The 23,826-nt window shown below is 71.1% G+C and carries 27 protein-coding genes; 19 read left to right on the top strand and 8 right to left on the bottom strand.

The features are described from left to right. Positions 1-155: 155 nt before the first annotated feature. The 4 genes from BCF44_RS46005 to BCF44_RS56145 are packed head-to-tail and all read left to right on the top strand — an operon-like array spanning position 156 to position 5,195. The gene (locus tag BCF44_RS46005) at positions 156-1,814 is read left to right on the top strand and encodes a Mu transposase C-terminal domain-containing protein (RefSeq protein WP_116180879.1); all 1,659 of its coding nucleotides are present in this window, start codon (positions 156-158) and stop codon (positions 1,812-1,814) included. Beyond that, positions 1,811-2,737 (top strand): TniB family NTP-binding protein, encoded by a 927-nt coding sequence (locus BCF44_RS46010; RefSeq protein WP_116181003.1) that lies wholly within the window; start codon positions 1,811-1,813, stop codon positions 2,735-2,737. Before BCF44_RS46005 ends, BCF44_RS46010 begins: the two co-directional genes overlap by 4 nt. Next, positions 2,734-3,963 carry a TniQ family protein gene (locus BCF44_RS46015; protein ID WP_116180880.1) on the top strand — a complete coding sequence of 410 codons (1,230 nt, stop codon included), beginning with the start codon at positions 2,734-2,736 and terminating at the stop codon, positions 3,961-3,963. The genes BCF44_RS46010 and BCF44_RS46015 overlap by 4 nt, the downstream gene beginning before the upstream one ends. Beyond that, the gene (locus BCF44_RS56145; RefSeq protein WP_170218113.1) at positions 3,960-5,195 is read left to right on the top strand and encodes a TniQ family protein; all 1,236 of its coding nucleotides are present in this window, start codon (positions 3,960-3,962) and stop codon (positions 5,193-5,195) included. Before BCF44_RS46015 ends, BCF44_RS56145 begins: the two co-directional genes overlap by 4 nt. A gap of 155 nt (positions 5,196-5,350) precedes the next feature. On the opposite strand, the gene BCF44_RS57060 is transcribed toward BCF44_RS56145, so the two are convergent. Further along, positions 5,351-6,292 carry a recombinase family protein gene (locus BCF44_RS57060; protein ID WP_211353553.1) on the bottom strand — a complete coding sequence of 314 codons (942 nt, stop codon included), beginning with the start codon at positions 6,290-6,292 and terminating at the stop codon, positions 5,351-5,353. Positions 6,293-6,511: 219 nt separating this feature from the next. On the opposite strand from BCF44_RS57060, the gene BCF44_RS46030 reads away from it, so the two are divergent. From BCF44_RS46030 to BCF44_RS46090, 14 genes are all read left to right on the top strand, one after another. After that, the gene (locus BCF44_RS46030; RefSeq protein ID WP_170218114.1) at positions 6,512-7,042 is read left to right on the top strand and encodes a MarR family winged helix-turn-helix transcriptional regulator; all 531 of its coding nucleotides are present in this window, start codon (positions 6,512-6,514) and stop codon (positions 7,040-7,042) included. 97 nt (positions 7,043-7,139) lie between these two features. Beyond that, positions 7,140-7,601: a hypothetical protein gene (locus BCF44_RS46035; RefSeq protein WP_116180882.1), complete on the top strand. Its 462-nt coding sequence runs from the start codon at positions 7,140-7,142 to the stop codon at positions 7,599-7,601. Positions 7,602-7,888: 287 nt separating this feature from the next. Beyond that, complete coding sequence (locus BCF44_RS56150) at positions 7,889-8,206, top strand: hypothetical protein (RefSeq protein WP_170218115.1); 318 nt, start codon at positions 7,889-7,891, stop codon at positions 8,204-8,206. A gap of 106 nt (positions 8,207-8,312) precedes the next feature. After that, entirely contained in the window at positions 8,313-8,756 is a 444-nt protein-coding gene (locus tag BCF44_RS56155) for a helix-turn-helix domain-containing protein (RefSeq protein WP_170218116.1), read from the top strand. Positions 8,757-9,312: 556 nt separating this feature from the next. Beyond that, a complete protein-coding gene (locus BCF44_RS46045; protein ID WP_116180884.1) occupies positions 9,313-10,308 on the top strand; it encodes an N-6 DNA methylase in 996 nt (331 codons plus the stop codon). A gap of 51 nt (positions 10,309-10,359) precedes the next feature. Next, on the top strand, positions 10,360-10,950 hold the full coding sequence (locus BCF44_RS46050) for a hypothetical protein (protein ID WP_116180885.1): 591 nt from the start codon (positions 10,360-10,362) through the stop codon (positions 10,948-10,950). Positions 10,951-10,960: 10 nt separating this feature from the next. Then, on the top strand, positions 10,961-11,857 hold the full coding sequence (locus tag BCF44_RS46055; RefSeq protein WP_116180886.1) for a Mom family adenine methylcarbamoylation protein: 897 nt from the start codon (positions 10,961-10,963) through the stop codon (positions 11,855-11,857). 91 nt (positions 11,858-11,948) lie between these two features. Beyond that, complete coding sequence (locus tag BCF44_RS46060; RefSeq protein ID WP_116180887.1) at positions 11,949-12,656, top strand: hypothetical protein; 708 nt, start codon at positions 11,949-11,951, stop codon at positions 12,654-12,656. Continuing rightward, positions 12,653-13,141: a hypothetical protein gene (locus BCF44_RS46065; RefSeq protein ID WP_116180888.1), complete on the top strand. Its 489-nt coding sequence runs from the start codon at positions 12,653-12,655 to the stop codon at positions 13,139-13,141. The genes BCF44_RS46060 and BCF44_RS46065 overlap by 4 nt, the downstream gene beginning before the upstream one ends. Beyond that, positions 13,138-13,674, top strand: a complete 537-nt coding sequence (locus BCF44_RS46070) for a hypothetical protein (protein WP_116180889.1) — start codon at positions 13,138-13,140, stop codon at positions 13,672-13,674. The genes BCF44_RS46065 and BCF44_RS46070 overlap by 4 nt, the downstream gene beginning before the upstream one ends. Next, a complete protein-coding gene (locus BCF44_RS46075; protein ID WP_116180890.1) occupies positions 13,671-14,471 on the top strand; it encodes a deazapurine DNA modification protein DpdA family protein in 801 nt (266 codons plus the stop codon). Before BCF44_RS46070 ends, BCF44_RS46075 begins: the two co-directional genes overlap by 4 nt. Before the next feature lie 8 nt (positions 14,472-14,479). Continuing rightward, positions 14,480-15,199, top strand: a complete 720-nt coding sequence (locus tag BCF44_RS46080) for a hypothetical protein (RefSeq protein WP_116180891.1) — start codon at positions 14,480-14,482, stop codon at positions 15,197-15,199. 97 nt (positions 15,200-15,296) lie between these two features. Then, positions 15,297-15,911: a hypothetical protein gene (locus tag BCF44_RS46085; RefSeq protein WP_116180892.1), complete on the top strand. Its 615-nt coding sequence runs from the start codon at positions 15,297-15,299 to the stop codon at positions 15,909-15,911. A gap of 175 nt (positions 15,912-16,086) precedes the next feature. Continuing rightward, positions 16,087-16,830 (top strand): hypothetical protein, encoded by a 744-nt coding sequence (locus tag BCF44_RS46090; RefSeq protein WP_116180893.1) that lies wholly within the window; start codon positions 16,087-16,089, stop codon positions 16,828-16,830. On the opposite strand, the gene BCF44_RS46095 is transcribed toward BCF44_RS46090, so the two are convergent. Next, on the bottom strand, positions 16,728-17,816 hold the full coding sequence (locus tag BCF44_RS46095) for a metal-dependent hydrolase (RefSeq protein ID WP_170218117.1): 1,089 nt from the start codon (positions 17,814-17,816) through the stop codon (positions 16,728-16,730). The genes BCF44_RS46090 and BCF44_RS46095 overlap by 103 nt on opposite strands. Positions 17,817-18,025: 209 nt before the next feature. On the opposite strand from BCF44_RS46095, the gene BCF44_RS46100 reads away from it, so the two are divergent. Then, entirely contained in the window at positions 18,026-19,432 is a 1,407-nt protein-coding gene (locus BCF44_RS46100; protein ID WP_116180895.1) for an FAD-dependent monooxygenase, read from the top strand. Between the two features lie 33 nt (positions 19,433-19,465). Here BCF44_RS46100 and BCF44_RS46105 read toward each other — a convergent pair whose 3' ends face one another. The 6 genes from BCF44_RS46105 to BCF44_RS46130 form a co-directional block, all read right to left on the bottom strand. Continuing rightward, positions 19,466-19,924 carry a hypothetical protein gene (locus BCF44_RS46105; RefSeq protein WP_116180896.1) on the bottom strand — a complete coding sequence of 153 codons (459 nt, stop codon included), beginning with the start codon at positions 19,922-19,924 and terminating at the stop codon, positions 19,466-19,468. Positions 19,925-19,955: 31 nt separating this feature from the next. Next, complete coding sequence (locus tag BCF44_RS46110) at positions 19,956-21,158, bottom strand: nitric oxide synthase oxygenase (RefSeq protein ID WP_116180897.1); 1,203 nt, start codon at positions 21,156-21,158, stop codon at positions 19,956-19,958. A 158-nt stretch (positions 21,159-21,316) separates the two neighbouring features. Then, the gene (locus BCF44_RS46115) at positions 21,317-21,973 is read right to left on the bottom strand and encodes a YczE/YyaS/YitT family protein (RefSeq protein WP_116180898.1); all 657 of its coding nucleotides are present in this window, start codon (positions 21,971-21,973) and stop codon (positions 21,317-21,319) included. A 284-nt stretch (positions 21,974-22,257) separates the two neighbouring features. After that, the gene (locus BCF44_RS46120; RefSeq protein ID WP_116180899.1) at positions 22,258-22,542 is read right to left on the bottom strand and encodes a hypothetical protein; all 285 of its coding nucleotides are present in this window, start codon (positions 22,540-22,542) and stop codon (positions 22,258-22,260) included. A 15-nt stretch (positions 22,543-22,557) separates the two neighbouring features. Next, positions 22,558-23,205: a GGDEF domain-containing protein gene (locus tag BCF44_RS46125; RefSeq protein ID WP_116180900.1), complete on the bottom strand. Its 648-nt coding sequence runs from the start codon at positions 23,203-23,205 to the stop codon at positions 22,558-22,560. 138 nt (positions 23,206-23,343) lie between these two features. Next, on the bottom strand, positions 23,344-23,607 hold the full coding sequence (locus BCF44_RS46130) for a WhiB family transcriptional regulator (RefSeq protein WP_116180901.1): 264 nt from the start codon (positions 23,605-23,607) through the stop codon (positions 23,344-23,346). Positions 23,608-23,826: the final 219 nt, after the last annotated feature.

Genomic DNA, 23,826 nt, shown 5'->3' on the forward strand with positions numbered 1-23,826 from the left:
GCGGCACGGACCATGTCGATGTCCGAAGTCGCGTGCACGGCTGACGTGGGCTTTTGCCTTGCCGTGCAGAGGACTTCGGGTCTGCGCGCTGTACTGAAGTCGTCTGCACTACGGTCACCCTCGGCCATGATCGTCTGCGTGACGGGGGTGCCCAGGTGGTCGAGAGTCCGGTGGTCGAACGCGGTGTGCTGACCGCACCCGGCCCGGTCTGGGACGCCGCGTCCCGACGGGCCGAAGTGATTAGTGCGCTCGCGGAGAAGCCGACGGTGGGCCTGGCGGCCGCCGACCACGCCGCCGCCGAACTGGGCATATCCCGCCGCCAGGTCTACCTGCTGGTCGGCCGCTGGCGGGCCGGCGAGGGCGTGGTGTCCGACCTGCTGCCCGCCCAGTCCAGCGGCGGCCGCGGCGCCGGCCGACTCCCGGACGAGGTCGAGGCGGTCGTGCGGGAGGTGCTGCGCACCCGGTACCTGACCCGGCAGCGCCGCTCGGTCGCGGCGGTGTGCCGGGAGATCACCCGGCAGTGCCGGGCGCTGGGCCTGCCGGCACCCTCTCGTGGGACGGTGCTGCGGCGGATCGCGCAGCTGGACCCGGTGAGGACGGTCTCGACGCGCGAGGGCCAGGACGCGGCCCGGTCGCGGCGCTCGGCCGGCGGTGTCCCGCCGGAGATCACCGGGCCGTTGCAGCAGGTGCAGATCGACCACACGCCGGTGGACGTGATCGTGGTCGACGAGCGGCACCGGCTGCCGATCGGCCGCCCGTACGTCACCGCGGCCATTGATGTGGCCAGCCGCTGCGTGGTCGGCCTGGTGGTCACGTTGGAGGCGCCGTCGGCGACCTCGGTCGGGTTGTGCCTGGCGCACATGGTCACCGACAAGCGGGCCTGGCTGGAACGGCTCGGCGCGGCCGCGGTGTGGCCGATGTCGGGCAAACCCGGCCAGCTGTACGTGGACAACGCCGCCGAGTTCCACAGCGAGGCCCTGCGCCGGGGCTGCGACCAGCACGGCATCACGCTGGCCTACCGGCCGCCGGGCCAGCCGCACTTCGGCGGGATCGTGGAGCGGCTGATCGGCACGATGATGCAGATGGTGCACGACGAGCTGCCCGGCACCACCTTCTCCACCACCGCCGACCGCGGCCGGTACGACAGCGACGGCCAGGCGGTGCTGACGGTGGCCGAGCTCGAGCGCTGGCTGGCGCTGGCGGTCGCCTGCTACCACGGCACGGTGCACGAGACGCTGGGCCGCACCCCGGCCGGCGCCTGGACGGACCTGGTGGCCGAGCACGGGACGCCGGTGACGGTGGCCAACCAGACGGCGTTCCTGGTCGACTTCCTGCCGGTGATCCGCCGGACGCTGTCCCGGTCGGGGTTCCAGATCGACCACGTGCAGTACTACTGCGACGCGCTCAAGCCGTGGATCGCCCGCCGCGAGCAGCTCGGGAAGTTCGTGCTGCGCCGCGACCCGCGCGACATCTCCCGGATCTGGGCGCTGGACCCGGACGACAACGCCTACCTGGCGGTGCCGTACCGGACGCTGGCGCGGCCGCCGATCACGGTGTGGGAGCAGCAGGCCGCGCTGGCCCGGCTGCGCGAGCAGGGCCGGGCCGAGGTCGACGAGCAGGCCCTGTTCGCGATGGTCGCGGCGATGCGGCAGATCACCGACACCGCCACGGCGACCACCCGCAAGGCCCGCCGCGACCACGAACGCCGCGCGAACGCGACGCCGGCCCCCGGACCAGCGGCGCCGCCGCCGATGCCGCCGGCGGACGACGCCGGCGCGGTGGTCGCGCCGTTCGAGGTGATCGAACAGTGGTGACCAGCACGAACACCAACGAGGCCGCCGACGGGGACCTGGCGCACCTGCACCCGGCCGCCCGGGACATCGCCCGGCTCGACAACGAGCAGCGGCTGCACTACATCCGGTCGGACCGGTGGATCGGCTACCCGCGCGCCACCGCGGCGCTGGAGCGGTTGGAGACGCTGCTGACCTGGCCGGCCAAGCAGCGGATGCCGAACCTGCTGCTGATCGGCCCGACCAACAACGGCAAGTCGATGATCATCGAGAAGTTCCGGCGCACCCACCCGGTGATCTCCCACCCCGACCGGGAGGAGTTCCCGGTGCTGGTGGTGCAGATGCCCTCGGACCCGTCGGTGTCGCGGTTCTACACCGCGCTGCTGGCCGCGATGAACGCGCCGATGCGGCCGGTGCGCTACCGGCTGCCCGACCTGGAGCAGCTGGCGCTGCGGCTGCTGCGCACCGCCGGGGTGCGGATGCTGGTGATCGACGAGCTGCACAACGTGCTGGCCGGCCGCGGGGACCTGCGCCGCCAGTTCCTCAACCTGCTGCGGTTTCTCGGCAACGAGCTGCGCATCCCGCTGGTAGGCGTCGGCACCCGCGACGCCTACCTCGCGATCCGGGCCGACGACCAGCTGGAGAACCGCTTCGCCCCGCTCACCCTGCCGCGCTGGGAGCCCGACGCGGACACCTGCTCGCTGCTGGCCAGCTTCGCCGCGGCGTTCCCGCTGCGCCAGCCCTCGCCGATCGCCACGCCGGAGATGGCCTCCTACCTGCTGGCCCGCTGCGAGGGCACGATCGGCGAGCTGACCAGCCTGCTGACCGACGCCGCCGTCGCGGCGATCACCTCCGGGCAGGAGGCGATCAACCAGGCCACGCTGCTGGCCGCGGCTTACGCCGGACCCAGCGAGCGGCGCCGGCTGTTCGAGCGCGAGCTGGCGTGAGCCCACCCGTGTCGCCGGAGGTCCGCCCGGCGCTGCCGCGCTGGCCGGTGCATCCCCTGCCGCAGCCGCTGGAGTCGTTGGACTCGTGGGTGCAGCGGCTGGCCCGGGCGTACTCCATGCCGGTGCGGGACCTGATGGAGCACAACCTGGGCGGCCGGGACGCGCCGGTGTACCGGTCGCTGTACTGGGATCCGCCGGCCGAGCTGCTGGCCGCGTTGGCCGACCGTACCGGCGTCTCGGTCGCCCGGCTGCGGATCATGACGCTGGCCGGGTGGGTGCCGTGGCTGTTCGACAACCTCGGTGCGCTGCCGCCGGGGCGGCACGCGGAGGCGTTCGAGAACTACGTCCGGGCCAACTCGGTGCTGCTGGCCCCGGGCGAGGCGGGCAGCCCGGACCTGGAGTACCCGCGGGGCTGGACCGGCCCCTGGTACGGCGGCGCCCATGCGCACCGGGCCTGCCCGGTCTGCGCGCTGGATCCCGACCGGGGAACGGCGCTGGTCTGGCAGTTGCCGCTGGTGATGGGGTGCGGCGAGCACGGCTGCCGGCTGGTGGACAAGAAGGAGATCGCGGTGGCGCTCTCCCGGGGACGGTCGATTTCGCCCACGGCGATCGGCGAGCCGCTGGCCACGCTGGACCGCTACACCTACACCGCACTGGCCACCGGGCGGGTCGAGCTGCCCGGCCGGTCGGTGCACGCTGGCGTCTGGTTCCGGCTGCTGCGCTCGCTGGTCGACGAGGTCAGCCTCTCGACCCGAGCGATGAGCGCGAGCAGCCGACACACCCTGGGTCAGGTGTGGGCGACCGCCGGCCTGCCGGCGCGGGCCGGGATCTACCGGTGGGCGCCGTACGAGAGCCTGAACTGGGAGACGCAGCAGGCGATGCTTCTGGCCGCGGCGACCGCGCTGCGCCTGGCCGAGCAGGGCAAGATCGTCCCGCGCGGCCGGCTCGGGTCCGCGGTGGCTCCCGGCCCGCGCCGTCATGTCTTCGACGGCCACCACATCGACGTCGCGCCGGTGTGGCAGCAGGCGCTGAGTGTGCTGGTGGAGCAGGTTCTCGCGCGGGCCTGCGCCGATCGGGAGACCGCCGAAGGGTTGCTGACGCTGGTCACCCGCCACCTGGAGACCCGCGACGAGTTCGAGGAGGCCCGCGCCTGCCTGTTCGGCGCCGGCGTCCCGGCCGCGTTCCTGCCCACCGCCGGCGACCTCGGCCGGATCGACCTCGCGTGAGTCGACGTCGACCAGCGGCGCGCGCCGCGTCCCGGCCGGTGGTGGCGCGGTGGCCGGTGCACCCGCGGCCGGCGCCGCTGGAGTCGTTGTCGTCGTGGGTGTCCCGGCTGGCGGCGCTGTACGGGATGCGGGTGGAGGAGCTGCTCGACGACCGCAACCTCGACCTGGACGGGGCTGCGGTGCCCTACGACCTCGACTTCGACCCGCCGGAGACCTTGCTGGTCGCGTTGGCTGAACGCACCGGCCACGACCTGGGCCGGCTGTGGGCGATGACGCTGATCGGCTGGTCGCCGTGGCTGTTCGACTGGCCCTTCCATCCGCAGGTCGACCAGCAGCAGCCGATGTTCGACACCTACGTGCGGGCCAACTCCGTGCTGCTGGCACCCGGCGAGGCCGGCGACAGCGTGGTCGCTGCCCGCAAGCGCTGGTACGGGCCGTGGCGCGGCGCCAACTGGGGCGGTCGGGTGTGCCCGGTCTGCGCGCCGGAGCGGGGAACGGCGCTGGTGTGGCGGTTGCCGCTGCTGGTCGGCTGCGGCGAGCACGGCTGCTACCTGGAGCACCACGGGAAGGTCGGGCTGGCCCGGATGGCCGGCGAGCCGATCACGCCTCGGCCGGTGCCCGAGCCGCTGGCCACGATGGAGCGTCACACCCACGCCACGCTGACCACCGGCCGCGTCGAACTGCCGGGCCGGTCGGTGCACGCCGGGGTGTGGTTCCGGCTGCTGCGGTCACTGCTGGACGAGGTCAGCCTTGCGCTGACCACCCGCCACGCCCAGGCCCGCGCCACCCTGGAGACGGTGTGGGCGGCCACCGGCCTGCCCGAACGCGGCGGCATCAACGGGTGGCGGCCCTACGAGCACCTGGAGCGCGAGGTCCAGGAGTCGCTGCTGCTGGCTGCGGCCACCGCGTTGCAGTTGGCCGCCGACGACACGATCACCGCCTGCGGCCGGCTCGCCTCGGCGATCCAGCCGGCCCGCGACCAGTACGTCTACGACGGCGACCGGCCCGGCTGGCCGGACGACGCCTGGCGGGAGGCCGTCTCGCGGACCGAGGCGGCCATGATCACCGCGCGCACCGACCGCGCCGTCGCCTGGCAGCTGCTGGCTTACCTGACCGTCGGCTGCCGCACCCTGGCCCGGTTCGAGGAGCAACGCGGCTACCTGTTCGGCGCCGGCATCCCCGCCGGGTACCTACCCAGCGCCGGCGAGCTCGGCCGCACCGACCTGCTGTGACGAGGCCATCGCCGCAGGTCAGCGTCGTTTCCGTACCCGTCGCACACCCGGCGTCCAACCTCCCGGGTTGGGCACCCGGGTCCGGATGAGCTGGCCGGTCCCCGACCACTCAGGCGGGCCTGGCGCGCTAGCCGTTTTCCCTTTCCCTGTCACGATTACAGCGTGACGTACTCACGGATCTTGCCTTTGATGTGCGGGCGTTGGTCGTTCAGACGCAGCGGCAGCGTGGGCAACTGGCGGGCGATGTCGACCTCGGTCAGCGCGTCACCGACCGGCACGTCGCAGTACCCGCGGTCGTCGACCTGCCAGCGGCCGTCCGGGTCGACCGCGCGGACGCGGGCCACGACGCCGTCGACGACGTAGACGATCGCCTTGAGCCGGGGCCGGCGGGTCTTGCCGATGGGGAACCACTTGCGGTCGGCCTCCAGCTGGACCTCGGTGCTGGCGCCGGTCTCGCCGTAGCGGCGGTTGGTGTCGGGGTCGACCTTGCGGGTGCGGGTGTTGCGGTAGACGACCAGGGCGCAGTTCTGCCCGTCGGCGTAGGCGTGCAGCTGGCGGTAGAGGGTGGAGCGGCCGACGCGGAACATCGCGGCGATCTCGTCGACGGTGTGCGTGTCGTTGTCGTAGAGCAGCTGGGCCTGCGCCAGCTGCGCCGGCGACAGCGCCTCGGGGCGGCCGCCGACCCGGCCGCGGGCGCGGGCGGCGGCCAGGCCGTCCAGGGTGCCTTCGACGATCATCTCCCGGTCGTACTCGGCGAGCGCGGCCAGGAACCGGAACATCATCCGCCCGCCCGGGGTGGTGGTGTCGATGCCCTGCTCCAGCACGACGAAGTCGACGTCGTGCTCACCGAACCAGGCGACCAGCTCCAGCAGGTGCTGGTGGGAGCGGCCGATTCGCTTGAAGCGCGTCACCACGACCTGGTCCCCGGCTTCGAGCTTGTTCAGCAGCACGTCGAGCTTGGGGCGGGAGGACAGCTTGCCGGAGATCTTCTCGATGAACAGGTTCTCCTCGGCGACCCCGGCGGCGCGCAGCGCGTCGATCTGGTGGTCGGTTGACTGGTCGCGGGTGGACACCCGGGCGTAGCCGTACCGCGTCATGCGTCTCTCACCGTTTCCGGGACGTTGATTCCGAGATCGAGTAACGAGACCCATGCTACCTGCGGCGATGCCGTCGCCGCCCATGGGTCTCCAAAACGATCGTTTTCAAGACCCATGACAGGGGCGCGTAACGGCCACGCGGGCCGCGCCGACATCGCGGTCAGGCTGGTTTCCCGCAGCGTGCCGGAGTGCGGGCCGCAAGAAACGGGGGTGGTCACGGTGAGTGCGTCGACGCGGCTGGCGGAGGTGTCCGCCGAGCAGTGCCTGCCGGTGCAGGTGTTCCTGCACGCCGCCCGCCTGCTGGAGTCCGAGCTCAACCGTCGGCTCTGCGACGGTGTGGGCGTCACCTACGCGCAGTTCCAGATCCTGGCCGCCCTGGCCTGCCGGCCGCAGCGGCGGCTGCGGATGACCGACCTGGCCGCGGCGGTCGGCTTGTCCCGCAGCTGCCTGTCGCACGCGGTCGCACGCATGGAGGACGCGGGCTGGGTCCGGCGCGACACCCGGGACGCCGGCGACGGCCGCGCCGTCGACACGACCCTGACCGACCTGGGCCTGGACATGTTCGCGATGGCCAACTCCGTGTACGCCCGCGGCGTCCGCGAGCTGGTGCTCGACTACCTCACTGGCGACCAGCTCCAGGACTTGCGGGCCGCGAGCGCGGCGCTGCTGCCGCTTCCCGACGCCGCGGCCGTGGCCACCACCGCCCGGCACTTCGACCTCGGCCAGCGACGGGCCGCGGGCCACTGCTAGCCCGCACAGACCCCGGTGGCGGCCTGTGGTCCGCGGCGGGCCTGCGCCAGCCTGGCGGGCTGGTGCCTGGCGTGCCGCCGGGTGTAGACCCGGGACCGTGGACGAGGCGGAGGACCCGCCCGACCCGCAGCAGGAGCCGGGCGAGAACGACGACGCAGATGACGACTGGGCTGACATCTGCGACCACTGCGGCGCCGAGATCGGCGACAACCCGAACGCGCTGCTGATGCTGGTGCGTGACTCCTCGGCGATCCACATCGGCCACAGCGAACGCGACGGCAAGCGCGTGGTGCAGGCATGTTGCCCCGACCACGCGGCCGCGCTGCGGGCCGAGTACGCGGCCCGGCCGTGGCGGCGTCGGGAACTGTGGGCGGGCAAGGTCTATTGGGCGATCGACCAGCGCGGCGGCACCGCGAAACTGCCCCAGATCTGCGCCGACACCGGGCTGTCGCCCTGGCAGGTGCATCTCGGCGTGCTCTACCACGACTGGCGCCTGGTGTGCGCCCGACACCGCATTCGCGTGGCCCGGCTCCGGGCAGGTATCGATCGGGCTGGGTAGCGTCGGGCGTTGATCTTCCTGATTGAGCAACAACCTGCCGCAGGTCAAACTAGAACCGGATCACCTGGCGTGCACAGGAGTTCGGACATCCGTGCAGTCCACTTCGGACATCGACAGACCACCTCGACACACGAACGCGCGTACGTACGCGATCGTACGTACGGTCGGCGCTACCCTATCGGTGGACACGCCGAACCGGCGAGTCCACCAGCGCCAGCTGCGGATCGGCCACCGACAGCACGCTGGGACCCTGATGCCGGGGGACGACATCAAGGAGGTGGCAGGCCGTGGAAGAGCTCCTGCGCTCTGGCCTGCTGGTGGTCATCTGCGTGGTCATCGCGGTAGCGGCCGGGCCCCGACTGCTGCGGTTGGTGGGCGGCGCCGTGCTCGGTCTCGCCCTCATCGGCGTGCTGATCAAGGCCCCGGCCGACGCCACGATCGGCGGCCTGATCAGCGGCGGTGTGCTGTTCGGCCTCGGAACCTGGTGGCGCCACCGGCGCCGCGAAGCCGACGCGGACATCGCATGGGACGACCACCCCGCCCCACACGGCGAGCCCGTCGACGACGAGGTTCCCGTCGACGCGTCCGGCAACTCGCGGCCCTAGCGATGGCAGGCCGGCCACCCGTCAACGCGCGGCGGCAGGTCGGGCATCCTGTTCCCGCGCCCGCATAACGTCGCGTGGCGTGTTGAGCGGCAGGGAAGGGGCGCGGGTGGCGAACACGGAACTGCCGGGGTTCGACCCCGCTCGGCTGCGCCAATTGCTAGGAGCCCGCAGCCCCGCCGCGGTGGCCGAAGCCATCGAGGTCAGCCGCGTCACCATCCACCGCTACCTCGCCGGCGAGCGCACCCCGACCGTGCAGGTGCTGGCCCGGCTCGCCGACGAACTCGACACCGAGCCGTTGGGCCTGTTCGACCCCGACGCTGTGGGGCAGGGCCTGCTGGCCCTGCGCATCACCGCCGGTCTGACGCAAGCAGCGGTGGCGGACAAGGCCGGCCCGGACCTCACCGTCGACCGGTACCAGCGGCTGGAGTCCGGCAGGACGCGGCAGATCCGGGAGGCCGACGTCGCGCAGCTCGCCGTCGTCTTCGGCGCCACCGAAGAAGAGGTCCGCCGCGCGCACCAGTGGTCGTGCGATCACTCCGACTCAGGCTAAGACCGTCCACATCCGACACTCGACGCGCTCGAATCGGCACGCTCGACAGGTCCGACCTCCGACAATTGTTTCCAGTTCAGCCCGACGGCGAACATCACCTGCCGCGGCACAGTAGAGTCGGCGCCGGTGTTCGGCGTCGTTGCGGCCACGCTGGCTCTGTCCCGAGGTTCCTGTCTCTTGCCGGGTCGGGTGTGAGGGGACGACGGTGGAGCGCCGGATGCCAACCGGTGCTCCACCTCATCAGCGGCCTTCCCGTCCCCGAGGCTTGTCGGAGGACGGTTGCCCGGCGGCACGCCTGTTGACCATTTCCGGGCGCACCTTGTTTGGGGTGCCGCAGTCCGCACACATGACGTCGCCTTGCATCGCCGACGGGCGAGGCCTTCGTGGCTCTCCGCGCGGTGAGGAACCGTTGGTATCACGTAAATCTCGGGCCTGAGACCGCTACCGAGGCGACGTCACCGGGCAGTCGGTCGGCGTCGCGTGCGGGCGCCTTCCCCTTGCCATGTGTTACCGTAATCCGTAGACTGCGGATTACGGTAACAAAGAGGGGGTCCCGATGACCCAAGAGGGCGCTAGGAGCGCGACCGACGCGGCAACAGGGCCAGCACGGCGCTCCTCCAGCACGCGATCCAGCGCGAGGCACTTCCCGTCCGACGCCAACGCGCACGCGCACACCATCGTCGACGCGGTGATCCAGGCATGGTGGAGCGCCTACGGCGGCTCCAGCCTGGAGGTGCCGCTGTCCACGGTGGCCGCGCTGGCGCTGACCGTTCCCCGGGACCCGGACGGTCCCGACCTGGCAGACCAGATCCTGGCGTGGCCCACCGACAAGTTCGACGCCTTCCTCCGCGGGGTCTGGACGATGTTCGTGCGGCTGCGGCCGGACCTGTGGCCGCGGGTGCACACCCTCGCCGCCTGGCTGTGGTCGAATCCGTCGGCAACCCAGGTCCGAGCCGCACGCGCGGTCGCCGAGGCGGCGCTGCGCGCCGGCCAGCTGCACCTGACCGGCGACCGCGACCGGGTCTGCGAAGTCGACCTGTTCGGCATCCTCTGGCAGGACCTGAGTTCTCGGGGTAGCCGCGCCGGGACCGGCCAGTTCTTCACGCCGGGGTGCGTGACGCAGCTGCTGGGGCGGTTGTGCCCGCCGGAGGAGCACAGCAGCTTCCATGAGCCCGCGGTGGGCACGGGCGGCATCGTGTTGGGCGCCGCCCGGGCCATGCGCGAGCTGGGCCGTGATCCGGCCACGGTGCTGTGGTTCTGCTGCGACATCGATCCGACGGTCGCCGCGCTGTGCGCGGTCAACACCCACATCTGGGGCCTGCCGCGGGTGCTGGTCGGGGTCGGCGACGCGCTGCTGGACAACTGGCTCGACCGCGCCGTCGCCGAACGGGAGATGGCCGTCAAGACCGCCCAGATGACCACCGGCCTGAACGAGGCGCGCTCCGCGCTAGCGCTGCTCGGGGCCTGCACACCACCCGGGACGCCGTACGCCCCCGAGGCACCTGCCGACAACGTGGACCGCGGCGGCACCTCGACGCCCGACGTGGCCTGAGCAGACCAGGAGAACCCCATGGCTGGTTTCGTCACGCCTGAACTGCCGGGAATGAGTGACGTAACGTTCCCGCTCGCCGCCGACCGAGCCCAACCGCCGGCGGCGGAAACACCGGCCCCGCCGCGCCGGGTCCGGCGGGCCCGGACGCCGAGCACCGGCACGACCACGAAGCGCACGCCGAAGGCCAAGACCCGAGCGCGCACAACCAGCGCCGCCGCGACCACGCCGACCCCCGGTTCGACGCCGGCCGTTCCCCGCGAGCCGGCCGGCACGACCCACGCCGTCGACACGCTCAGGTCCACGCTCCAGATGTCCGTCCCGCTGCGCATGTTCGAGATGCGGGACTGGGCCGACGAGGCACTGCACGCCAAAGCCGGCGCGGGAGCCGACGCCGTCGCCCATCACGGCGACGACCTGATGTTCGGCGGCAAGCACTGCGCCTCCACGTTCAACGCCCTGACCGACGGCCTGGCCGCCGCCGCGCTCCTGGTGGGCGCCGTGGACTGGCTCGAACTCCACTTCTGCGCCACCGACCACGAGCAGTGCCCACGAGGCGGCCCGATCACCACGCGCGCACCCGGCCCCTGGGCCCGACCCACCCAGCCCGCCACCGAGCCGACACCCGGCCCGACGCTCGCGTGAGGAGACCCCGATGCCACCGGTCCTGACCCAACGCTGGCACCACGGGACACCGCGCTGGCGGCCCGTGGCCGAGGGCGGCTTCGACGCCGACCGCTACGAGGTCGCGCCGATCGACGAGGCCACCGCCGGCAACTACGTCCGCACCCACCACTACGCCAAGTCGCTGCCCAGCACCACCCACCGCTACGGCCTGATCGACCACGACGCCGGCGAACGCCGGCTCCTCGGCGTCGCCACGCTGGGCGTGCCCATGAGCCGAGCAGTCCTCACGAACGTGTTCCCCTCGCTCGTTCCCTACCAGGAAAGCCTCGAACTCAACCGCCTCGTGCTGGCGGACGCGGTTCCGGGAAACGGCGAAAGCTGGTTCTGCGCCAGGGTCTTCCACCACGCGGCGACCCACCACGGGCTTCGTGGAGTGGTCACCTTCGCCGACCCCGTGCCGCGCTGGCGGGTCAGCGGCGACAGCCGCACGCTGATCAAGCCCGGCCACCTGGGCATCGTCTACCAGGCATTGGGGTTCGAGGCCCTCGGCCGCTCGACGCCCCGGTCGCTGGTCGTCCTGCCCGACGCCACCACGCTGACCGCCCGGTCGCTGGCCAAGGTCACCGGCGGGGAGACCGGGGCGGCGGGCGTCATCGCCCGCCTGGTCGCTCTCGGCGCGCCGCACCCCGACCACGCGGCGCAGGCCGAGCTGAGCGGCATCGCCGCCACGCGACGGCCGCCGACGACGCGGGCGCTGCGGCTGTGGCTCAAACAGGCCCTGGACCACATCGGGGCCGGCCGCCTCGTCCACCCCGGCAACTACCGGTTCGCCACGAGAACCGGGACACGCGCCCAGCGCACCCGCACCGTCATCGCGCTGGCGGCGACGCCCTACCCCAAGCCGGACCCCGCGCCGGCGGCCTGACCACACCGCCCGCCCTCCCGCGACACCGGCTGTCCAGCGGGAGCACCCACGACCGGCGCCGCACGGCGGCGACACCACCTGGAGCTCCACGATGAACAACCCCGACACGACCGCCCAGTCCAGCACCACGCCGCACGACAGCCGCTGCGTGGTGACCGGCATCGCCGACGAAACCGTGGTGGAACTACCCGGCAGCGTCACGACGCTGCGCCGCGACGCGTACGGGTTGCTGTTCTTCTTCCACATGCTCGGCTGGGTCGTCACCACCGACGCGGCGCGCGGCGTCCTCGACGACACCGTGCGCGTGGTGGCCGGCCAACCCGGCGCCAGCACCTGGTGGTGCGAGGCCCTGCTCACCGTGTCCGGCGGCACCATCACCCACGGCCACCTTCACCAGCCGAACACAACCCGCGCACGGCCGTTCGACGACGTCGAGCAGGGCACCGCCCTCCTGAGCGAATACCGCGACGAACTACGCCGGTGGATGGCCCGCGCGAAGGACAACCAGGGCGTCCGGCCGCAGTTCCGCGCCCGGCCCGGCGACGTCTTGGGCTTCCCAGCCCGGGCCGCCAACGTGCCCGTGATTGTGGACCACAACCTCGGCGACGGCCACCTGGTTGTGCACGCGGTCAATCCGGACCATGACAAGGGCGTTCACCGCTTCGGCACGCCCTATGCGGACCACGAACTCACCGACGGCCAGATCAGGCCCACCGTCCGTCGGCGCAACGAGCACCGCGCCGTCGTGATCAACGCCTTCGACACCAGCTGGATCGTGGCCCAGGGCGTGGCCGTATGAGCGACCGCGCACGGATGTCGCCCGCGCAGCACACCGTGCTGCGCAGCGCCGACGAGACCGGGCAGCTGACGATCACCGACCGACGCACCGTCAAGGCCCTCGCTCGGCGCGGCTGGGCCGAAGCGGTGACCCGCCGCACCAAGAAGAAGACCACCACGCAGTGGATCATCACCGCCGCCGGCCGCGCCGCCCGCGACAACGACCCGATCATCACCCAGCGGCCCCCGATCTACTGGCCAGACGTGTGGACACGCCAGCGCAGCGCGGACGGCAACCGCTACGTCATCAGCAAGCGCAAGTCCGGCGACCACGAGCTGATCCGTCTTCACCGAGGGATGTTGTGGCAGGTCCGCTGCCCGCTGCGCCCCGAGGACAAGCCGGTGGCCTACCGCCAGTACCTCGGAGAGGCCGTCGACGAGTTGGGCCACCACCTCGCCCGCACCGACGCGTGCGGGCTCGAACTCTCCCCGGATCCTCGATCATGAACAGCGTTCCCGACCCAGCGGGCCTGCCCGCGGCGTTGGCGGCCCGCCCCTGGGATCCGCGGCGCGGCGTGCCGATTCCGGTCACCAACGAGCACCAGACCGACGAGGGCCTGGTGGTTGACTTCACCAGCATCAACGCCCAGCGCGCCCAACACTGCGCCGAGCAGGGCCTGTGCGGGATGTGCGGGACCGCCCTGGACTACTGGATCGCGTTCCTGGGCGGCCCGAGTTCGGCAGCGCACCTGACCTACCCCGACCCGGGCACGCACCTGGACTGCGTGCTCGCGGCGATTACCTGGTGCCCGCACCTGGCGATCCAGCGCCACCGGCGAGTCCCTGACCACCGGCTGCGGCCCGACACGGTCCTGCCCGAGGACTTCACCGACGACAAGCCCGACCAGTGGGTCCTCGGCTTGACCCGCTCCTACCGGCACGGCCTGGTCCGCGGCACGCTGCGGTTCTACCCGGCGCCGTTCAAGCACGTCCGCCGGTTCGCCTACACCGACGGCCGGCTGGCCGAGGTCACCTCGTGAACGCCGTCGCGGCCGCAGCGCTGCCGGCCATGCCGCCGTCGGTGGGGGACGTGCTGACGTTCTGGTTGACGGTCCCCGAGCCGGCGTGGCTGAGCTACGACGGCATGCCGCCGATGATGGTCACCGCCCACCGGCTCGCCCGGTACGCGACGCTGCCCAGGGCCATCCACACCTACTGCGTCGACTCGAGCGCCTACACCGAACTCGGCCTGTACGGCGAGTGGCGGCTCAACCCGGCCGAGTATGTCGCGCTGCTGCGCAAGACCCAGGACGAGGCGGGCCCGTTTGCGTGGTGCGCTTGCCAGGATTGGCCAGTCGAGGAAGAAATGCTCCGGGCCACTGGCCTGACCCCGCAGGAGCACCAGCGCCGCTCGCTGGACAACTACCTCGAGCTGACCGACCTCGCACCCGATCTGCCGTGGGTGCCGGTCGTGCACGGGGTCACCAACGGGATGTACCTGCGCCATCGTGACGCCTACGCCCGCCACGTCGACCTGGACGCGCTGCCCGTCGTGGGCCTGGGCTCGGTGTGCAAACGGCAAACCAGCATCCGAGTGTCGCTCCTGGTCACGCAGCTGTTCGAGGAAGGCTTGCAAAACATGCACGCCTTCGGCATGAAATCTGTTGCGCTGCAACGACTCGGACGCAAACTGCTCAGCGCCGACTCGATGGCCTGGTCGACTGCGGCGACCTACGAACCCCCGATGCCCGGCCATACCCACAAGTCGTGCAGCAGCTGCCCGGCCTTCGCCGCCCAGTGGGCCGAGCACATCACCTCGCTTCCCCTTGTCGCTTAAGGAATGCCATGTCCGACGAAGTCGATGACAACCACGCCGAGGCGGCCGCCGCCGAGGACGCCTTGGCCGCGCTGCGCCGCTCCCGCCTGGTGCGTTCCTGGACCATCACGAAGGACGGCGCCTACGACGTGCTGGTCGGCCGCGGCACCGTCGCTGTCGAACCGCTCGATGCCCTCGGTGTCCTCGCGTTGGCCGCCGATCTGCGCCGTGACCGAGTCACCCAAGCCGCGCCCAGCCACCCGATGGGCTCGCGGACGACCCGCTACCCCCTCAGCGACGGGCGAGTCCTCGACCACCACACCTGCCGTGCGGACCGGTACGTCGACGAGCTTCCCTTCAGCGTGTACGTGCCCGGCGGCGAATGGGACGGCTGCGCCGCGGTCGACTTCGCCGCTCGAACCAAGACCGAGGCCCTCGCACTGGCCGCGTTGGTGCGTGTACGTGGCCGCTGCGCCCGCTGCGACCACCAGCGCCCACTGGTCTGGCAGCAGCCCCAGGGGTGGCGGCCCGACCCGACGATCCCCTGTCCCAAATGCGGCGTTGACGCCACATCCGGGGTCACCGTTGTGTGCCGGGGGTGCCAGCAGCCGATCGTCGCCAATCCCACCCCTGGCCACGGCCCGCTGATCACCGCCTGGATCCACGAGCACTCCCGGAGTTCCCTCTGCGACGCCGCGCTGTCGCGGTCCGGGGTCATCCCGCTCCACCTCCGCGCGCATCTGCGGTAGCCCGCCCACGAGACCGGCCCGGGCCGGATCCGTCGACCCCGGGTGCCGTGACAACACCACCACACCAGACCACCACTGATCACCTTGCGAGGACCGTGTGCGCACCATCTCCCTGAAGGAACTGCACCTCGTTCAACACCAAGGAGCCGACGGTGGCACCCCGACCAGCGACTGGTGCCCTCGTGATGACCTCGGCGTCGGCATGCTCGCGGACGTCCACCAGCGATGGGCCGTGATCGAGCACCGGCGATGGCACGGCGAGGACCTCCTCGTCCAACTGTGCGAAGTCGACGGCAGCCGCACTGTGAAGCCCGTGGCCGCCGGCTCGGGGATGTACGTCCGACACGACGTCGTTGTCGACCTAGCAGACCACCGCGCGACGCTGGTGCTGCCAGAACACGCCCAGCCCGCGGCCCGTACCCGTCTGGGGATCGGCCCCGTGACGCCGGAGAAGCTCTTCGTCGGCGCCGAGGTGCGCACCTGGACGACGCCTGGCCGGCGGCCCGGCACGGTGGTCGCACAGACGCCGTGCTGTGGTCGGAACGTGACAATCGCCGCTGTCCGCGATCTCCAACAGTTCGCCGTGTGCTGCCGGCACTCCCAGATCTACCTGTGCGAACTGGTCGAGGACCTCGACGGCGGCGACGAAGCCGTCTTCACCGTGCTGGTGGACGCCGTTGTTGTCGCCGCGCACCGAGGCGTGCGGCACTAGCAACTGCCTTCGGTGATCGGCGCGGCCGGGAGTCGCCAAATTCGGCGGCTGACCTCGTCCGTGATCGCGGTTGCGCCGATTGGTTGATGTCCCCTTTATCCCAGGGCTGCCGAACGCTCTTGTCGGGGGGCGGATGGGACGCTGGCGGAACCGGCCACGGAAGGGATCCCGACTGATGACCTACGAGCCTGGGCGCGGCGAATTGAACCTGACCTATGACCCGCAGCGGGGATGGTTCAATTTCGTGCTCTACACCGAAACACCGAAGGCATGGGGATCTGCGCTCAACGCCACCCAGCAACTGCGTGAGTCCAGCCGGTACGCGCAGGAATGGATTGGCCGGTTGCAGGACACCGAGCCGACCCCACTGCACATGGCCCTGGTCTCCCGTAACGAGGCCCCGCGGCTGTGGGATCCCTGCGTCTTCGACGACCCGGAGTCGCCGTCGGCAATCGCTGGCGACGGCTGCGTGTGCCTGCAGACCTTGTACGATCCGCTCACCTGGATGCCGGTGGTGAAACAGCACTACCGCACGGTCAGCGGGAACATCGAGAACTGGACCTACTGGACATTCTCCCCGTTGTCGTTGCCCGAGGGTCAGGTGCTGGAGCGGTTGATCATCGATCGGGACGCTGGCGCCATGTGGCTGCGCAACGATCGCGGCGAGCTGCACTTCCTACCCGAGAAGACCGGCGAGGGCTACAACGTCGGCTACGGCGGCGGTGGGCCTGGGAAGTTCGCCGAGATGATCGAGAAGATCGTGGCCTCCGACGGTCACGACGTCACCCCGGACACGAGCCAGGTGACGGCGCATCCTTACCTGGACGACTGGACGTCCTCGAAGGTGTCGGACCGGACGCGGGAGTTGTCCCTGGCGCAGCTGCGGACCCTGCGGACGACGGGGACCGTACCGGCCTGATCTCGCTCCTCGGCGACGATCGCGGCCGGCCCGGCCACCGAGTCGGCTCGACGAGGCCTGGGCGGGGCCGACCAGCACCGAACCGACGGCCTTGTCGGAAGCGTAGATCCGGCGCAGCCAACCAGACCCGTGCTCAGCGGCTGCGGTATCGGCACCAAGCCGTGCGTGACGGTCCGCAGCTCGGTTGTCAGTTCCATGACCACAGCCGAGATCGGAACCACGGCGGGGGCCGCGCTGACCACCGCCTGCTCCAGAGCGCCGGCGGTCACCAACACGACCACCGGGAACACCCGCTTCAGCTCGAACTCGCCGCCGGTGCGCATCCGCCACCGCCGGGGCAGCGCCACCGGATACCAGCGCTGGCCCGGAGCCAGGCACAACGGCCACAACAAGGGCACGCCGGTCTTGGTGGTCGCATCGCCCACGTCGTGCACAAGGCACCCGAGACCAAGCGGGATACCGAGCCACCACCACGACTGCGAGCTCAGCACCGGCCAGGCCACGACCGTGACCACGACCGCGCCGGCACTGACCGAGGCGACGGCGGACCTGCTGGCCCACCGATGGAGCAGGCCGCGCAGCGCCAGGCCCACCGAGACCAACAGCGCCACGGCGGCCGCGACCGAACCCGCCAAGATGATCGACTCGCTGGTTACCGCGGCGACGAGTACCGCGAACACGGCGGTGTGCGTGAACGTGCGGTGCCCGCCCTCGCGGGCGCCGTCGCGCGGGCCTCGAGTCCGGCGGTAGATCCAGGCGCTGGCCGCGCCCAGGCCGCGACCGAGCAGCCGGGTCGGCGCGCCGAACGTGCGGGCGGCCATCGAGCCGCCGGTGTCCAGGTCGGGCAGCAGGGCGCCGCCGGCGCACACCAGGGCGCCGAGGACCACCTGGTCCACTGGCAGCGGATGGCCGGCACCGGCCCCGAGCCAGCACACCGCCGCCCACGCCGCGGCGCCGCTGGTTGCGTGTGTGGGTCCGGTTGCCACCTCGGTTCGTCCCTTTCCGCGATTTGTCGAGCGGTCCTCGACGCTAGGGACGAACCGGTGCGGCATCCCGAAGGCGCACCACACCGCGGTCTGGTTGGATTTCGCGGCCGGCCTGGGCCGGTCAGTTGGTGACCGCCCGGTCAACCGGACACCACGGGCACCGACTGGTGGCCTAAGTTGGGTGCTGTGGACCGACTTGGGGGTGCGCGATGACGACGTCGGCACGTGCGGTGGTGCTCGGCGGCGGTCTGGCCGGAACGCTCGCTGCCGCCGCCCTGGCCGACTACGTCGACCAGGTGACCATCGTGGAACGCGACCAGCTGCCCGACCGGCCAGCTGACCGCAAAGGCGTTCCGCAGGCCAAGCACGCCCACCTGTTGATGTCCGGCGGCGCCCGCGCCATCGACGACTTGCTGCCGGGCACGCTGAGCGAGCTGCTGGCCGCCGGCGCGCACCAGCACCACCTGCCGCACCACCTGGTGTCAATGTCCGCGCAGGGCTGGCTCACACGCTTCCCCGGCACGCAGTACCTCATCTCCTGCAGCCGCAACCTCATCGACTGGGTCGTGCGCCGCCAGGTCCTGGCCAACCCCAAGATCACCGTGCTGGAGAACACCGACGTCGACAGCCTCATCGGTACCGGATCGCGCATCACCGGCGCTCGGGTGCGCGGCCGCGACACCGACGCGCAGACCGACCTCGACGCCGACCTGGTCGTCGACGCCACCGGCCGCGGTTCCCGCATCCAGCACTGGCTGCCCGAGCTGGGCCTACCGCAAGCCCGGGAGGAGATCGTCGACTCCGGCCTGTCCTACGCCACCCGGATCTACCAAGCGCCCGACGCCGTGGCCGCCGACTGCCCCGTTATCAACGTCCAGGCGAACGCGCGGACGCCGGTTCCCGGTCAGACCGCGACCATCATCCCGCAGGAGAACGGCCGTTGGCTGGTCACCCTGTCCGGCACCCGCGGCGGGGAACCACCGGCCGACGAGGAGGAGTTCGTCCGATTCGCCCGCGGCGTTCGCCACCCCATCGTGGGAGACCTGATCGCGAACGCGCAGCCGCTGACCCCGGTGGTCACCGCGCACGGCCTGGTCAACCGCCGCCGGTTCTTCGAACGAGCGCGGATGCCCGCCGGCCTGATCGAGATAGGCGACGCCGTGGCGACCTACAACCCCGTCTACGGCCACGGCATGTCGGTGGCGGCGCTGGGAGCCGTCGCCCTGCGCGACGAACTTCGCCAACACGGCCTGCGACCGACCACCGCGCGGCGGGTCCAACGCGCCATTGGCCGGACCGTGGAACCGGCCTGGATGATGGCCTCCGGCGAGGACTGTCTGTACCCGGACGTGAAAGGAGCGGGGCCCACGCGGATGACGTTGGCGGTCCGCGCCTACGTCGAGCGCATGACCCGGACTGCGATGAGCCGGGCCGATGTCGCGGAGGCGCTGATCGACGCGATGACGTTGTCCGCGCCGATGGTCAGCCGGCTGCTGGCACCGCGGATACTGCTGGCTGTCCTCCGCGGACCCGATCGGACACCGCCGGCGGATCCGCCGTTCACCGAGCAGGAAATGGCCGCACTGGATCTGCGTCCGTCCTCCGGGCAATCGTGATCAGGACACGGAGGGCAGGCGCGGGCGGCGGTTCTACTGCGACAGCACCAGGTTGCGCAGCACCGTGCCGGTGAGCACGGCGGTCAGCGCCACCTCGACTGCAGTGTGCTGGGCGGGGTCGGCGGGTTGGGGGTGGGAGGTCAGCTGGGCGTACACGCCCAGATTCCGCCCTTCCAGCCTCTGGATATCCATCGGGCGGTCCCGGTCGCCCTCAGTCAGGGGCCGCCATACCACCAGGTAGCGGGGCACGGTTACGTCCGGCTGCCTGAGCCGGACGAACGCGGCGCTTGGCAGTGGACACAGGTAGAGGTCTCCGTGGACCTCGTCGTCTGTCCACTGGTGCACCCGGACGTCGATCCGAGGAACGACCTGTCCAGCGGGGTGGAGCCCGAGGTGCACGTCGTCGCGACGGACGTCGAGTTCGACGGTCGCCAGGCCGCACGCGGCCGCGACGGCCTCCACCTGGTTGCTGAGGTGCCAGTCCGCCATCACGTACCGATCATCTCGCCGGACGCGGCGGTGGTCACGTCGGCGTGCTCACCGCGCTGGGCCAGGCGTCGGGCAAGTAGTGAAAGCCCGGGTCCTGGTCGCGATCGGGCGGCAGCATCGGGTCGGTGCGTGCGTGCATGTCCGAGGTCGATCCGGCCAGCATCAATTTGCTCTTGTCACCGCGCACCGTGGTGCCTGCGGCTGCTTCGGTGAGGACGTGCTGGTGATGGTGGAGGTCGGCCGACCGGTTGTCCTCGATCATCACGCCCGCTTCGCGGAAGCTGTAGAGGACCGCCTCGAGCACGACGAGGTCGACCCGGTGGGATCGCAGCCGGTCTCGGGGGCCCAGGTCGAGTCGCTCGGCAATCTCATCGACGATGCCGTAGCGGCGACAGTTGTCCAAGATCTCCCCGGCGACATACCAGCCCGAGAACAGGACCGGATGCACCAAGCCGCCGATGATCGCCACCATGCGGCTGATGGCCGGCAGCGCGTGCCACTTGAACTCCAGCTCCGCTATCCACGGATACTCGGGATGCTGCAAGGGAACCTCAAGAACGTCCTTCCTGGACAGAGTGATCAGCTCCGGTTTAGAGCGTCCGATCTGGAACGCGATCGGCAACACGGTCTGGCGACCGACCCGCTCGCTCCAGCCCAGCCGTCGCACTGCCGCGGTGAGCTTGAGCTGTGCCGGGTCGCCCAGCACTCGGCCATCCGATTGTCGTTCGGCCGCGTAGCGGATGAGCTGGTCGTTCCAGATCCGCAGCGCCGGTCCGTCCGGTCCGTCCGGCGGGAACACCATGATCTTCGGCGTCAACCGGCCGCGATTGGTGGCTGACCGCACGTAATAGCCGATCACGCCGGCCACGAGGTCCGTGGTGAGCTTGGCGCCGCTGAAGTCGGCGCGCTCAAGGTCATCCCACTCAACCTGGGCGAGTCTGTCGAACATGCCTCGTCGAATACAGCGGGGGTCAGCGCGCCACGCCTGCTTGAGGCCGTAGCTTAGCTCGGTGCTGGCCAGCCGGTAGGTGCCAGTCCGGTCCAGCTCGTCCAGAGCCTCGGCGACCCGCGTGTTCCGGTCGCCGGGCAACGCGGGGTCGCCGAGGAACCGGGCGGCGCGGCGCTTGACCTCCTCGAGCGAGAACAGGGGGCCGAAGACCGCCGGATTGAGGAGATCAGCGGTCACGGGGTCGTCTGGCAGGGCCGGCGTGCGGCCGGCGTGAGGGCTGATGGTCATGGTGGGCCTCGATGGTGGGAAGCATTTGCGGGGATTCGGTGGACCGTGGGCGCGGCGATGTCCTCGTCGTGCGATCACACCGAGTCGCGGGGCCGGATGGGGCGGTGGATTGTGTTCGTCCAGCGCGGTTGTGGCACTGCCTTTGGCGGCGTGTGCCGTCACACCTGGCCGGGCGCGGACGCCTCGGTGGCGGCCGCACCGCGGCGGCGGCCAAGCAGCACGTGCAGCAGCGGACCGAGCGCGAGGGCGATAGCCAGCGTGCCGAGCCCGACCGATCCGTTCGCGATGACGTTGGCCCGGCTCAGGAGCGCCACGCCCAACCCCAGCAGGAGGACGCCGAACTCCAGACCAGCGCGGACGACCCCGATGGGCCACCCCCACCGGCCACACGCCCCGGTCATCAACCCGTCCCGGACGCCGGGCCCCAGACGTGCCCGGATCAGCAGCGCCGTGCCGACGGCGAACAGCGCGATCCCCGTCACGAGCAGCACGATCCGGGGCAGCACTGAGTCGGGGGCGGGAAGCACCTCCCGCACGAAGTCCATGACGGGGCCGGGAACAAGGGTGCAGACCACTGTCCCGAGACCGGGGCGCTGCCGCAGCGGCCACCACATCGCCAGGGTCACCACGGACACCAGCACGATGATCTCGCCGGCGGTGAGCCCGGTCAGGTTGGCCAGGGCTTGGTGCAGGACATCCCACGGCTGCACTCCGAGCCGGGCCTGGTAGGTCGCGGCCAAGCCGGTGCCCATCACGGCGGCGCCGAAAACGGTTTGCGCCCCGTGGACAAAGGGGGTGGGGTTCAGGCGGCGCATAGTAGTAGGCCACGTGTGGGCGCGTAGATGCCGGAGCTGTACGCGGTGACGGTCTGGGACTGCATGATGGGGAATCCCTTCGGCTGGGCGGATCCGCCGAAAACGGCGGTCCTGTGTGGACGGTGGTCGAATGGCGCGCGAGTTCCGAGCCGCACCGACATGACGGTGCGAGCTGACGGCGCCCGTGGCGACGTTGGTCGCCTCAGGCCGTTCGAGATGGGGTTGTGTCGAGCCGGCGACACCCCACTGCGGGGGTCACCGCACTGGTCGTGGCGTGCTCGGGGTTAGTTGGCCCGCGTGCCGAACGACGGCTGCTGCGGCCACAGGATCGGATGCAGGCTCAGCGGCACCCACAAGCCGACCGGGATCCTCGCGCGCCCGAGTTCCTTCGCGGCGTTGTCGAATCCGTCGCACGGCCAGGAGCGCGAGCACAGCGCGCATTCCCGCGGCTGGTCGGCCGCTGGCAGATGAGAGGTCAGCTCCTCGATCACAGCGGCCAACTGGCCGACGGGACTGTCGGGAGCGACGACCGCGGCCACAACACGCGGCAGGTCGGTTTGCACGCTCATCGCGGCGACGCTCGGCTACCGGGCCAACCGCGGACGAGGCGGCGCCGGACAGATCTGATCGCGTCCGCTGTTCTTCGCCGCGTACAGAGCGGTGTCGGCTTCGACGACGAGGTCGTCCACCGTGCGGTGGTGACCGGGGGAGTAGCCGGCGACACCCAGGGAGGTCGTCACGGTGGTGATGGTGGCGGTGCCGCCGCCGATTGCGGGCACGCTGAGCCGGAGGGCTCGGACTGCGTCGTGGATCCGTCGTGCCACGTGGAGCGCGTCGGACAGGCTCGTGTCGGCCAGCAGGATCAGGAACTCGTCGCCGTAGCGCCCGAGGAGGTCCTCGGGGCGCGTGCTGCGTTCCAGAATGGCGCTGATCGCGTCGAGGACCTGGTTGCCGGCCACGTGGCCGTAGGTGTCGTTGATGCGCTTGAAGTGGTCGAGGTCCAGGAACAGCAGTGCCGTTGCGCTGCCGGTCCGTCGGTGCAGGGCGAGCATGTCCTCGGCGTGTCGGTGCCAGCTCTGCTTGTCGAGCACGCGGTGCTCGTCGGCGCGGCGGGCGGCGGCAACCTGGCCACCGCAGCGCGCGCACAGCGAGAACGGGCCGAGCTCAGCGCGGATGGCGATGGGATCCAGGGCCACCGGCTGCCCCAGGTCCGACAGGGAACGAGCGATCATCGAGGATCTCCCGGGTGGTGAGGGGGAAAGCCCTGCGCGCCTCCTGCAGGTGTTGGGGTCACCTGAGGGCCGGCGAGGTGCGCGCAGGGCGTGGTCATGAAGTTGTTGGCATGCAAGGCCCTACTTCGATGACGTCGATCACCGCTGAGGCGGGATCGTCTCCTTCAGCTTCCGGCGCTGCCGCTCGGTGGTCCCGCCCCAGATCCCCTTGGATCCGGTGTCGAGGCCCTCTCGCAGGCAGTCCGCGCGGACCGGGCAGCGCTGGCAGAGCTCAACACGTTCAGGCTCTGGCCGACCCTGGGTCGGGAAGAACATGTCCGGGTTGACGCTGCCACGGCAGGCGGCGCGCAACCACCAGTCGTCTGCAGGCTGACTGGTTGGCGTTGTCGTTGGTGCGGTCATCGTGGTCTGGCCTTCCGTCCCCCAGTCAGCTCGGCGATCACCCGTGGAACCGGGCCACGTCGAGCCGGCTGTCACGCCGTTGAACCGGGCGCGCTCCCCACGCCCAGGAGGCGGCGCGTTGATGCCTCCTAGCAGCCGCCCCCGAGATTCGCCTGAGACTCTCAACCGAAGGTGTGACTGGGAGCCGCAGATGAATCAGCTGGCGTGACTATATGCCTC

It is taken from the genome of Kutzneria buriramensis (assembly GCF_003387475.1).
Lineage (GTDB): Bacteria > Actinomycetota > Actinomycetes > Mycobacteriales > Pseudonocardiaceae > Kutzneria > Kutzneria buriramensis.